Genomic DNA, 10,506 nt, shown 5'->3' with positions numbered 1-10,506 from the left:
ACTTCACTCTTGCTGATTCCTCCGATACCCAGCGACTCTACAAGTTCGTCCACTTTACGGGTGCTCACACCATGCACATAGGCTTCCTGAATAACATTGAGCAATGCTTTCTCCGCTCTCCGCCGTGGCTCTAACAAGCTGGGGAAATAGCTGCCTTTTCGGAGCTTGGGAATTTGCAATTCAATGGTTCCGACTCTCGTATCCCACTCTCTGCGGCGGTATCCGTTACGGTAATTCTTGCGCTCCGTGCTTCGTTCGAAGCGCTCAGCACCGACGAGTTGACTGACCTCGGCATCCATCACGGCTTCGGCAAGGACCTTCAAACCCTCCCGCAGAAAATCGACATCTCCATCTTCCAAACCGATCTTGCGAATCAGCTCCAAAAGTGCGATCTTATCCATAGAAGCCATCGAGTTCGCCTCCTACTACTGGTGATTGCCGTCACTTTAGTAGATGGCACTCGATGGCTTTTTCGTCAACATGAAGCCTCAGAATTTACACCACCACTTGAGACTTTAACTAACAATAATAATATAATTAAAAACGATATAAGTTTATTGTAAAACGATAAATTATGTGGTAAAGTCAAAACTGACATTAAATAAGTGAGGTGCACTTTATGAAACGAGGAACAACACTCTTTTTGAAGATGGCTGTTATTCTTATTGGAATCCCAATTCTCGCTTTGTGCATATTTTTAGTGCCTAAGATTGGGGATTTTGCTGGAGAATTGTATCCAGAAATGGCTTATATGAAATCTCTCGTTTTAATCGATATGTACGCAGCAGCGATTCCTTTTTACTTTGCTCTGTATCAGGCTTTTAAACTTTTAAGCTATATTGATAAGAACCAAGCGTTCTCGGAATTATCGGTAAAAGCTTTAAAGAATATAAAATACTGTGCCATCACAATCAGTACCCTGTACCTGCTAGGTATGCCACTCTACTATCTCATGGGGAAGAAAGTTGACCCTCCAAGTTTCATACCAATCGGATTGGTCATTATTTTCGCCTCTATGGTGATCGCCGTTTTTGCTTCTGTTCTCCAAAGACTTTTACAGGAAGCTATTAATATAAAATCAGAAAATGATTTAACGGTCTGAGGTGGAGCATATGGCAATTATTATTAATATTGATGTGATGTTAGCAAAACGAAAAATGAGCGTAACGGAGCTTTCGGAGAGGGTTGGAATTACTATGGCGAATCTTTCCATTCTGAAAAATGGGAAAGCAAAAGCGGTTCGTTTTTCAACATTAGAAGCGATATGTAAGACTTTGGATTGTCAGCCGGGTGATATTTTGGAGTACAAAAGCGACGAAGACACTCAATAAAAATAGACAACAAATTTATTTAACTAACGGGAATCGAGAGTGCAATAAACATAAGCCGGATATTCCTTTCTTAACGAGCAGGAATCCGGCTTTTTTATATAAAAAATTGGCTTAGCGTGCGAAATCCGCATTTTGTTGGCGATACCCCTAGGTGTACTGTTGATTGATTCAGTGAGTCAAGACATCATTGTTTGCGGGCATACACATATTCAATTTGACCGTGCTGTACTCGGTAAACGCATCATCAATGCGGGTAGCGTCGGACTTCAAAGTGCGGCTCGTGGAGCGTGTTGGCTTTTGCTGGGGCCAGATATAGATTTACGTGAAACACAATACGATTATCGGCACGCTAAATTCGTCAATCTGGTGTACCCATGGCTAATGACTTCGCAGATCATGTTTTGAATCCACCGACGGAAGGTCCGTAGTTAATACGGGTTATTACGGTATAAATTTCTGAAGGAACTTTTGAATGAATATGCAACGGCAATTACGTGTTCCTTGCTGAACTATGGGGCAGGAATGTCGAATAAGCTGGGGGTAAAATATTTGAATTTCACAATTAGAGATATCAATCAATATGATATTCCTTTTCTATGGGAAATGTTGTATCAGGCGATGTATGTACCCGAAGGGCAGAAACCATTTCCAAGAGAGATAGTACTAGAGCCTTTTCTAGCGAAGTACGTGAATGGATGGGGTCGGGCTGGTGATATCGGGTTAATAGCAAAATACAATAATCAGCCAGTAGGTGCGGTTTGGCTGCGTCTTTTCGATGAAGCCAATAAGGGATTCGGTTACGTCGATGACACTACTCCAGAACTTAGTATTGCAGTCGTTGAAGATTACCGAGGTCAAGGCATTGGTAGTGCGTTGATGAGAGAGATCGAAGATAGGGCTAGAGCATACGGATATCAAAAGTTATGTCTAAGTGTAGACCCAAGAAATCCTGCTCGTCGACTATATGAAAGATATGGATATATTCATGTGGGGTGGTGTGATACGTCTTGGACAATGAAAAAGGATTTGGTTTAAAACGACCATGATCCGATAGCTGAACCTGAACCTGAACTAAAGGGGGCGAGAGTTTAACAAGCCCATTTATCGCTTTTTGCATGAATATTCAATTAGTAAGATTTTACCTTATTGAACTTTGGGGCAGAAGTATTCAAGATGCTGAATTCAGTTTATAATCACGATCAAACGACTGTTCGGTTTATGGGAGGGATATGAGTGAGTATAGCAGTGGGGGATGTTTTCACCTGGCAAAGGACTTTTACGGACGAAGAAATTCTACAGTTTGGAGAACTTACTGGTGATAAAGGTAATCATCACATCCAGCGAGATGACAAGGGTCGATTGATGGCACATGGGTTGCTCACTGCCTCTGTCGGAACAAAAATCGGCGGTGACCTCAATTACATTGCGAGAGAAATGGTGTTTGAGTACGTTCGTCCAGTCTTTTCGGGTGACACAATAACCTGCGAGCTCACAATTACAAAAGTCGATAAAAGGGAAACTTTTGTTGAAGTCGCCATGAAATGCGTTTATACAAACCAACATGGAAAAGAAGTGCTTATTGGTAGCAGTTACGGGATTATACGTGATTAGTTCGGTTTCTTAGACTGTTTTGAAAGTGCCAATGTACTACTAGTGGTATTCGCTCCTTGTTGCACATAAGGGGGCGTTAACGACATAAGGAAACGCTGACCAAATTGCATAAATATAAATAACGCGGTATATCGGAGCGCAGCGTTTTTCTGCATTTTTAAGTTGCGGAAAACAGTCAACATTGTGTGGCCTCTCGCAGACGACGGCCGAACTGATCACTTCTCGTACCGTACAAGGGATTGGAGCGGCGATGCTTCAAGCAACGTCTGCTGCGATCATCACAACCATCATCCCACGTGACAGACAAGGACCTGCGCTTGGTACACTCGGTATTCTCATGGGATTGGGACCCGTTCTAGGTCCAAGTGTCGGGGGCACCCTGATATCGTTTTCTGGTTGGCGCTCGATCTTCTGGATCAACATCCCCGTTGCCGTCGCTGGTCTCATCGGATGTGGCCAACTAAAGAGGACCGTCAACGAAGTGCTCAAGCCTGTTCACCTCAATGTAACAGGCAACTTGCTCTTGTCAATGTCGATATTGGCGCTTCTGTCTGGAATCCCTGTCCGTGTGGTCTACGGTCGGGAGATCGAACTTCGTCACTATCAGTTTGTTAGTGGTATGCGGACTACTTCTTACGGTGTTCGGCATGCGGGAACTGTATATTGCACACCCAATTATTGACCTCAGGTTGTTTTGCAAGAGCGACTTCACGGCAGCGGTATTAGCAGTGTTCTTCTTTGGTGGGGCAACGTCACTTGGCTTCATTATCCCTCCGTATTTTTTGGAGAGTGTCCAACACCTGGCGCCGTGGCAATCTGGATTGGTGAATCTATCGGCGCCACTCGGGCTGATGCTGCTATCCAAGGCGTCTGGAAAACTCATGGGGAGGGTGGGAACCAGACCCCTGATGGTAACTGGTCTTACAGTCACGGTGTTTGCATACGGGAGCTTGAGTCTGATGCGTGCCGGCTGGCCTCCACTTTTCCTCGCTATTCTGCTGTTTGTATATGGCGTGGGCGCCGGAATCTTTGTATGGCCAATCTTTCAGCCATCATGGGGATAGTGGGGAAAGAGAGTCAGGGGACCATCGGGGCCGTGCAGCGTATGATTCAAAATCTCGGCATTGCCGTCGATACGGCTGTAGCAGCGGCTTTCATCTGGATATACGCTGGATCGGGAACGGCAGGATTGATGGTTGGATTCCGGGCGGCATGGGGATATGCCACCTTCACCTTGTCCATTTCGTTGTTACTGATTTTATTCATTTTTGTCCGGAAGCATGGCAGCCCGTTGTCGATTGACACAGGAGACGACGACTGAAGATCAGTGCTCCTGTATCCGTTGCATGCATGAGCTTTTCATGTATCAGCGAGCATTGAACATGGTTGAAAATCGTCGTACCATGTCTATCAACTCTGTCAACGTGCTTGTCAACAAGGCGTCCTTATGCCGGATAAATGCAGTGCTGACTGAGCTATAAGGTTCGGGAATGGGGAATGCCTTCACCAACCCTGCTCCTGCAAGTTTCTGGATTGCAGACCTCGGTATAAGCGATACTCCTAGTCCAGCTATGACTCCTCCGATGATGGCATCAAGTGTATTGAATTCCATAATACGTGGAGCAACGATTCCTTCAGCATGTAGCCAGTCTTCAATTTGTGCCCTGTACCTGTATAAACAGCCAGTGCTATTCATGAGAATTGGCTTCTGGTGCCACCGCTTAGCAGAGTATCCGCCAAACATTTATAAAGCGGTTGCAGACATGGTTGGCCCCGAAAACTACATAGACAATCACTACTGAGTTAAAGGTCAACACATTTTGATGCAACGATGTCAGGGCGACGAGATGGCGTTGCTAGGATTAGGACCAACGACGTATGGTGACTCACGATTGCTAGGTGCTAACGTGGAACCGACCAAGCAGTACATTGCCGGGGAAGAAGGTCACTGATGTCCGGAATATAGTTGCTACGTACCAATCAAAACTATCGAAACTTGTGGTTAGCCTCCGTAGGAAGCCAATTTGGCAACTGGTTCAACGAGGTAGCTTTGGCGCAGGTTACGTTGACATTGACGCACTCACCAGCAGTGATGGGCCTGGTTCTTCTCTGTCGGTCACTACCTGCTGTTATCCTTGGGCCATTTGCGGGGCCCTTTGTCGATGGTTTTCCCAAGCGTCCATTCTTATTTCTGACGGATTTGGTTCGGGCTCTATTTGCACTAGCGTTCTCCTTAGCCGTCGTGTTGCATGCAGCCTGGGTTCTCTATGTTGGTTCAGCGCTGCTGGGTGTGTCGGGGGTTTTGTTTGGACCGGCTCGCAATGCGGCGATACCACTCATCGTTTCACGTGATGACTTGGCGGCGGCTAATGGATTGGAATCCCAAGCAAGTGGGCTGATACAAATTATCGGTGCGGCGTGTGGCGGAATCGTTTCAGCGACCGTCGGGCCGATTGTTTGTTTCATCATCAACGCTGCATCATATCTGTGGTCAGCATGGCACATCCTGCGTTGCCACTGGGATGAGACAGGCGGTGTTAGAAGCAATACACCGTATTTTCAGTCGCTCAAGGCGGGCTTTGAGGAGGCGCTTCATAACCGTGTGGCTCGGTCCATCATTCTCATCGGGATCAGTTGGGGTCTCGCTAGCGGAGGGTATTACATCCTGCTCCCGGTTCTTGGGCAGCGGGTTTATCACATGGGTGGGCTTGGCATCGGAATGTGTTATACGTTGTGGACGGGATCGGCGTGTTGGCTGGGGCGTATGTGGTAAATCATTTTGTCAGGAAGAATCATCGCCGAGCAGTCGTCTGGTACGGTATAGCGTATGTAACGCAGGCACTATTCTTTGGCGCCATGACACAGTTCACCATTTTCGCTTGGGGCGCTTTGATGCTTCTGTTGATGCGTATCAGTTCCGGCGACATCATTCCGTTAGATACATACATGTTGCAGACAAGTACGGATTCAACAGTTCGAGGCCGAGTTTTTGCGTTACACGGTTCCACGTACGGTGGCGTCATGCAGTTATCTTATGCACTCATGGGACTGGCCGTGACGAGATTCCGGATTCCTGCGGTTGGCATTGTCATTGGGGCGATGTCGTTGCTGTGTGGTGTGTCCTGGTTGATGCAGTTTGGACACAGAAGTGAGCAGCCCTCAAACAAGTTCTCGCCGCCAGAATGAGAGGCAGCAAGGACCTCATTGCAATAGGTCACATCAGGGGCTCCAGCCTATAACCGTCAAATCAGATGCTCTGAAAGGAACATGCGTGATCTGTGACGAACCCATCTTGAAGGGGCAACAAATTGGTAGTATCTTCTTCGCTTCTCATGACACAGGCGAGAGGGAGCCCGGCCTTGTGCGTGATAGTAGCTGCTTCCACGCACTTGGTTCCGTATCAATCATTGCAGCGAGTTGGCGCTGAGTGTTTCGAAAGGAGTTGTTCCCGCCATGCAGACTGTATTGTGGTCCCGGATCGAAGGCAACGGGCTGGAATATTGTGAGATTCATACGCAACCCGTCACTACGCTGAGAAGGCGAGTCGTAACTCAACTGGATGGTAAGCCACTCTCAGTGTCTTACAGCGTACAGTGCGAGGACGATGGGGCTACGCCTCAAAGATACACATGTGTCGATCCGACAGCCTACTTGTACGAATCGATTAAAAGCGGTTACCGAGCAAAAATCAGTGTAGATCCCGACGGTGTCGTGATTGTGTACCAGGGTGAATGGAACCGGGTGTAGGTGCACGAAAAATGGCGTGATGTAAAACAACAATTATTGAAAACACAGGGTCTCAAAAACAACACTTCTCCGATGAACAGAGCGAAAGATTGGCGACATGACACTTTGTAACAAAGCATGGAATGACCGTTTTGCTCATACCACAGATGGAGTAATTGATTGTACCAACAGGTGTTGGGAAGTTACTGGATGTTGCGAATCACTCGTGACGGCAAAATACATTGAATCTTGGAAAGAAACTGTTCAGACATTCCCAGATGGCTACCCAACATGGTACGGTTTATCCAAGTCGCAAAGCTGTTTACGCTAGTTGATTCTATCGCTTTAGCAAGTCGGTCTCCTGAAGCCTATTCGATGAATACCGTCTAATTCATCGTACATCACCTGCCAGAACGACTCCGCCAATTATCAGAAACTTTGGACATATTTGTTCCCGATGATGGTTTTCGCTGTTTTGGCATTGAACAAGGGTGGTGAACAGTTCATTGACATTGTGGATGAATCATGATGACGTAGAACAGTGCATTCGAGAACATGAATTGATTCGGTCTATGCAATGGGCGTTTAAAAAGATCGATTCCTGTACAACCAGCCCGCTGCGTGTTCGGGCTGCGCTGTCTGATGTAACGGGCGCACCTACGAATGCAGAAGCCATGATTTTATTGCCGGGGGTAGTGCCTGGAATTCCGCCTTATACGGTGAAGGTCCATGCAAATTATCCCGATAACCCCAGTGCTGGTTTGCCAGCGATTCAGGGAGTCATTCAACTCTTCGATTCTTCAAATGGAACACTGTTGGCCGTGATTGATTCACCACTTGTAACGGCCCATCGTACAGCGGCCGCTGGGGCGGTTGCAGCAAACGTTTTGGCACGCCAAGACGCAGAAACAGTAGCTATCATCGGCGCTGGGGCGCAAGGAGAGATGCAGTTTCGGTATCTCACTCATGTGCGTCGGATCAAGAAGGTATTCGTTTACGACGTCCGACGAAGTGCAGCTCAACAATACCATGAGCGACGAACGAACGAGGGTTTCCGCTGTACGGTTTCGGATTCGATAGAAGAGGCGGTTCGGTATGCCGATATCATCATTACTGCCACGTGGTCACGAGAACCGTTTCTCTTTTCCAACATCATTCGTCCAGGCACACATATTACAACGTTGGGTCCGGATGCTCCTGGTAAGGTGGAAGTGGCGGAGGAGCTTATACGAAAGAGCAAATTTGTTTGCGATGATCGGTCCCTGACAGAGCAAATGGGTGCATTGCACACGTTCCAAGAGAAACACTTTTTCGTATGCCACACTAACAGTAGTCCTACGAGGCCAGGTCCAGGGTCGGGATAGTCAGGAAGAAATCACGATCTTTGGCGGTGTTGGCCTCCCGTTTCAGGACTTAGTGGCTGCATGGGAGGTATATCACAAGGGTATTGAGCTGGGCGTGGGTAAATCGCTCAACTGAGTGATTCACCACGACTGTGCCATACCGGATGGTCTGGAGCGTTAATTTGGCCTCCCGACTTCTCCTATAAGGATTGCTGTTAAACAAAAGGAGAACTGACCAATGCATGCTCTCGTAGTCGGTGGCACCGGAATGCTTTCAGGCGTGTCGCTTTGGTTGGCTCAACAAGGTTATACAGTATCAGTCATCGGGTAGCGTCCGGAGCGATTGAACTTACTCCTGTCGAAGGCTAGTCCAGATGCGGTGATAAATCCGATAGCTGTCGATTACCATCAGTCGAATGAATTGAAGCAACACATCAATGAAGCCATGGCAGCACATGGACCTGTCGATTTGGCAGTGTTCTGGATTCATTCGGATGCGCCGGATGCGTTTCGGGTTATTGCTGACGAGATTTATAGTCATACAGATAATGCTTGGCGACTGTTTCATGTCAGAGGCAGTAATGCACATTTCCAAAAGGTTGCCGTGAGTTCGATTTATCCAAACGATGCAGGAGCATCAAAATGTCATCAGCGGTAACTTTGGACAGGGGAACAGGTTGCATTCCCGTATCTGTAAAGAGGCTGTTATGGAGTACGTGGTCCTCGTAAAAGTACATGAGATCGTAATATTCGGCTCGAATCGTTGTACGGGCTTTACCTCGGCGAAAACGTACACGAACGTAATACTCAATAGCGGTGAGCAGGTCTGTTACATCGCCTGGTCGTAAGACCTCCTTCTGTTCTTTAGCCAGTTTCTCGAGCTTCGCCAACTCCGCGGCTAACGTCACAATCATCCCTCCGTGGTTTTGAAAAGGATTTGGACCGGACCGAACGTGGCGAAACATGCAAGACTTAGGCTGAAATCTTTCCCTTGGCTAAAGTTGAAGAGCGCTGATTGACGCCCGTTTTAAAAACGAAAAAGATCCAGCACATTTTTGTACTGGATCCTTGTCGTGACGGGAAGTTTTAGATCTTGGAGCGGACGACGGGACTCGAACCCGCAACATTCAGCTTGGGAAGCTGACGCTCTGCCAATTGAACTACGTCCGCATAACACTTTTCAGATATCTACAGAGTACACCAGTCACGTTCTGATTTCAACCAACTTAAGTGGACGGACACGCGAGAGCAAGTGGTGTTTCAGGAGTATTTGCACCCTAGACGGAATTGATGGCCGCTTAAAGCGTCTCGATGCTGCGATTCATCTGGAGGCGACAGAAAGCGAGAGAGCCCCGGTTATCCAAGCGTTACAGACACTACGCGGTGTGGCGGAGGTGACAGCAGGAAGAACCACAATGTGGCTATCACCACAGTGGCGAGAGAATTGCTTGGGTTCATATGGGCCATTGCATGTGAGGTAAAGAATCAGTTGGAGTCATCCAAGATTGTGTAACAGCGTTTTGTGAGTCAAAGTTTTTTATAGTTGAGCGAAAAGGGGTGAAGGTCGGGCCTGAAGGCACAGGACCCGGTATGGGGAAACCCGTTTGTGCAAGGCCAAAATGTCCTTACGCACGTACATAGTCCGAGGCACCCCCTTGACGGAGGTACGAAATGCGGTAACCAACCCGCGAATATCAGTGTGCCAACCGTCGACGAACCTTGCCTTCGGGTCGGGCTTTCAACCTCACCACGATACGGGGCTTGAAAGGTGTCGTTCATATCAATAAAGGTTATTAGACACATCAAAAACCGCCTGTGACAGGCAGTTTTGTATCGAACTCAAGTGCTTTGTGTAGGTGGCCACTCTATGGATTACCGTGAAAATCGCTTTCGGCAGCGGACGATTGATTAAATGCTGTAGCATGGGTTGCCAAGTTGAAGTCTTCCATTCCGTAAGGAAGAAATACACTGCTATCGGATAGATGATGCACAAAGCAAGTTGGATGCGTTTATCGGCATAGATCTTCACCAAAGGAATCATCCTCCAAGAATTGCGTTTTGTTTCATTTTACCACTACAGATAATTTAGTAAATTTGTCCGGTACCCACGAAGACAACATAGTCATAATGAACGACACCGGCCCCATTTCGTACGTCGTGGATTACACTGAATCTATCGAGAACAGTGCAGAGCCACATACGAAAGGGGCCGATACTATGAAGAGTATCACAAAGTTCGTTGGTTTGGATGTGTCCAAGGAGAAAATCGCAGTTGCAGTCGCGGACGAAGGCCGGGGTGAGCCCAGATTCATTGGGATGTTTCCTCATACAGTAGAGGCCGTAAGAAACCTCGTACGTCAACTCGACGGCGAGGGAGTAAAACTGGAGTTCTGCTACGAGGCTGGACCCACGGGCTATGGCCTGTATCGATTGCTCCATGCAATGGACGTCTCTTGTACTGTTGTGGCTCCTTCACTCATTCCCAAAAGACAGGG

The 10,506-nt window shown here is 47.5% G+C and carries 15 protein-coding genes, 1 tRNA gene and 1 pseudogene; 12 read left to right on the top strand and 5 right to left on the bottom strand.

The annotated features are described in order from the left end of the window. On the bottom strand, positions 1-410 hold a 410-nt coding region (locus YWK_RS0117325; protein ID WP_026964462.1), incomplete at its 3' end, for an IS256 family transposase. 209 nt (positions 411-619) lie between these two features. Between YWK_RS0117325 and YWK_RS0117320 the strand changes: the two genes are divergently transcribed. The 6 genes from YWK_RS0117320 to YWK_RS21245 all read left to right on the top strand — a co-directional run bounded on the left by YWK_RS0117320 (position 620) and on the right by YWK_RS21245 (position 4,263). After that, complete coding sequence (locus YWK_RS0117320) at positions 620-1,102, top strand: DUF2975 domain-containing protein (RefSeq protein WP_026965763.1); 483 nt, start codon at positions 620-622, stop codon at positions 1,100-1,102. Positions 1,103-1,112: 10 nt separating this feature from the next. Further along, positions 1,113-1,331 carry a helix-turn-helix domain-containing protein gene (locus YWK_RS0117315; RefSeq protein ID WP_004434885.1) on the top strand — a complete coding sequence of 73 codons (219 nt, stop codon included), beginning with the start codon at positions 1,113-1,115 and terminating at the stop codon, positions 1,329-1,331. 468 nt (positions 1,332-1,799) lie between these two features. Next, entirely contained in the window at positions 1,800-2,366 is a 567-nt protein-coding gene (locus YWK_RS0117310; protein WP_245578661.1) for a GNAT family N-acetyltransferase, read from the top strand. Positions 2,367-2,564: 198 nt separating this feature from the next. Continuing rightward, positions 2,565-2,942, top strand: a complete 378-nt coding sequence (locus YWK_RS0117305) for an FAS1-like dehydratase domain-containing protein (protein WP_026965761.1) — start codon at positions 2,565-2,567, stop codon at positions 2,940-2,942. A gap of 181 nt (positions 2,943-3,123) precedes the next feature. After that, positions 3,124-3,624, top strand: coding sequence for an MFS transporter (locus tag YWK_RS22965; RefSeq protein WP_415782807.1), 501 nt, complete (start codon positions 3,124-3,126; stop codon positions 3,622-3,624). Positions 3,625-3,975: 351 nt separating this feature from the next. Then, positions 3,976-4,263 carry a hypothetical protein gene (locus YWK_RS21245; RefSeq protein ID WP_156909204.1) on the top strand — a complete coding sequence of 96 codons (288 nt, stop codon included), beginning with the start codon at positions 3,976-3,978 and terminating at the stop codon, positions 4,261-4,263. A 45-nt stretch (positions 4,264-4,308) separates the two neighbouring features. On the opposite strand, the gene YWK_RS22960 is transcribed toward YWK_RS21245, so the two are convergent. Further along, positions 4,309-4,686: a LysR substrate-binding domain-containing protein gene (locus YWK_RS22960; RefSeq protein WP_084453836.1), complete on the bottom strand. Its 378-nt coding sequence runs from the start codon at positions 4,684-4,686 to the stop codon at positions 4,309-4,311. Between the two features lie 222 nt (positions 4,687-4,908). Here YWK_RS22960 and YWK_RS0117280 point away from each other — a divergent pair, with 222 nt between their 5' ends. The 5 genes from YWK_RS0117280 to YWK_RS22955 all read left to right on the top strand — a co-directional run bounded on the left by YWK_RS0117280 (position 4,909) and on the right by YWK_RS22955 (position 8,147). Next, positions 4,909-5,715, top strand: a complete 807-nt coding sequence (locus YWK_RS0117280) for an MFS transporter (RefSeq protein WP_026965756.1) — start codon at positions 4,909-4,911, stop codon at positions 5,713-5,715. Beyond that, complete coding sequence (locus YWK_RS0117275) at positions 5,676-6,128, top strand: MFS transporter (RefSeq protein WP_026965755.1); 453 nt, start codon at positions 5,676-5,678, stop codon at positions 6,126-6,128. The genes YWK_RS0117280 and YWK_RS0117275 overlap by 40 nt, the downstream gene beginning before the upstream one ends. Positions 6,129-6,395: 267 nt before the next feature. Beyond that, the gene (locus tag YWK_RS0117270; protein WP_026965754.1) at positions 6,396-6,689 is read left to right on the top strand and encodes a putative glycolipid-binding domain-containing protein; all 294 of its coding nucleotides are present in this window, start codon (positions 6,396-6,398) and stop codon (positions 6,687-6,689) included. A 485-nt stretch (positions 6,690-7,174) separates the two neighbouring features. After that, positions 7,175-8,032: an ornithine cyclodeaminase family protein gene (locus YWK_RS20600; protein ID WP_211231426.1), complete on the top strand. Its 858-nt coding sequence runs from the start codon at positions 7,175-7,177 to the stop codon at positions 8,030-8,032. Beyond that, the gene (locus YWK_RS22955) at positions 7,947-8,147 is read left to right on the top strand and encodes a hypothetical protein (protein WP_211231425.1); all 201 of its coding nucleotides are present in this window, start codon (positions 7,947-7,949) and stop codon (positions 8,145-8,147) included. Before YWK_RS20600 ends, YWK_RS22955 begins: the two co-directional genes overlap by 86 nt. 433 nt (positions 8,148-8,580) lie before the next feature. Here YWK_RS22955 and YWK_RS0117260 read toward each other — a convergent pair whose 3' ends face one another. The 3 genes from YWK_RS0117260 to YWK_RS0117250 all read right to left on the bottom strand — a co-directional run bounded on the left by YWK_RS0117260 (position 8,581) and on the right by YWK_RS0117250 (position 10,043). Then, entirely contained in the window at positions 8,581-8,919 is a 339-nt protein-coding gene (locus tag YWK_RS0117260) for a hypothetical protein (protein WP_026965753.1), read from the bottom strand. Between the two features lie 186 nt (positions 8,920-9,105). Next, a tRNA-Gly gene (locus tag YWK_RS0117255) sits at positions 9,106-9,181 on the bottom strand. A gap of 610 nt (positions 9,182-9,791) precedes the next feature. Next, on the bottom strand, positions 9,792-10,043 hold the full coding sequence (locus tag YWK_RS0117250) for a hypothetical protein (protein ID WP_026965752.1): 252 nt from the start codon (positions 10,041-10,043) through the stop codon (positions 9,792-9,794). A gap of 185 nt (positions 10,044-10,228) precedes the next feature. Here YWK_RS0117250 and YWK_RS20595 point away from each other — a divergent pair. Further along, a pseudogene (locus tag YWK_RS20595) lies at positions 10,229-10,506 on the top strand (IS110 family RNA-guided transposase); the annotation flags it as partial.

The sequence above is a fragment of the Alicyclobacillus pomorum DSM 14955 genome (assembly GCF_000472905.1).
Taxonomy (GTDB): domain Bacteria; phylum Bacillota; class Bacilli; order Alicyclobacillales; family Alicyclobacillaceae; genus Alicyclobacillus_A; species Alicyclobacillus_A pomorum.
The sequence above is the reverse complement of the archived record's forward strand: the minus strand, read 5'-3'. Positions and strand labels throughout refer to the sequence as shown.